Source organism: Helicobacter sp. CLO-3, from assembly GCF_001854545.1.
Taxonomy (GTDB): Bacteria; Campylobacterota; Campylobacteria; order Campylobacterales; family Helicobacteraceae; genus Helicobacter_B.
This window is the reverse complement of record NZ_MLQN01000081.1, coordinates 1-626: the sequence shown is the minus strand read 5'-3', so window position 1 is coordinate 626 and position 626 is coordinate 1. Positions and strand designations below refer to the sequence as shown.

The 626-nt window shown below is 40.1% G+C and carries 1 protein-coding gene; it reads left to right on the top strand.

The window, feature by feature from the left end; genetic code table 11:
• Positions 1–60 precede the first annotated feature (60 nt).
• Positions 61–426 (top strand): class I SAM-dependent methyltransferase, encoded by a 366-nt coding sequence (locus tag BKN38_RS11355; protein WP_066453983.1) that lies wholly within the window; start codon positions 61–63, stop codon positions 424–426.
• The last annotated feature ends 200 nt before the right edge of the window (positions 427–626 follow it).

Genomic DNA, 626 nt, shown 5'->3' with positions numbered 1-626 from the left:
CTAAGCAAAAATAAAAAAATATGCTAAAATCCCAAGCTAAATCCAAAAAAGAGGTGAAAAATGCAGCAAGCACAAATACATGAGCTTTATGATGATGAGTTTTATAAAGGGCAGGCAAGCAGTTCTTATGCTTCCGCAAAAACCATGCTTCCACAAGTCCAAGAGCTTTTTGGCGAGATAAAAAGCGTCATTGATGTGGGCTGTGGTGTAGGCACTTGGCTTCGTGCGTGGAGTGAGATAAATCCAAGCATAAAAATATTTGGCATCGATGGCAATGCCGCAGATGAAAAACTCTATGAAATACCACTAGAATCTTATAAAGAAGTCAATCTAACACATGATGCAGATTCTATCATCAAAGAAATCATGACAAAATACACTGACGCCAATAATATCGGGGGGGGGGGGGCAAACCATTTGCTCTAGCCCAAAGCCTAGAAGTCGCCGAGCATTTGCCTAAGCAATACGCGCATAATTTTATAAAACTTCTTACTTCGCTTTCTGATATTGTGCTTTTTTCTGCTGCTATTCCCTATCAAGGTGGCACACATCATGTAAATGAGCAGCCACCAGCCTACTGGGCGGATATTTTTGAAAAAGAAGGCTTTGTGTGTTTTGATATTTTG

Bases quoted from the DNA above. Each gene is read 5' to 3' on its own strand.
- BKN38_RS11355 (WP_066453983.1), top strand. From the start codon at position 61: ATGCAGCAAGCACAAATACATGAGCTTTATGATGATGAGTTTTATAAA.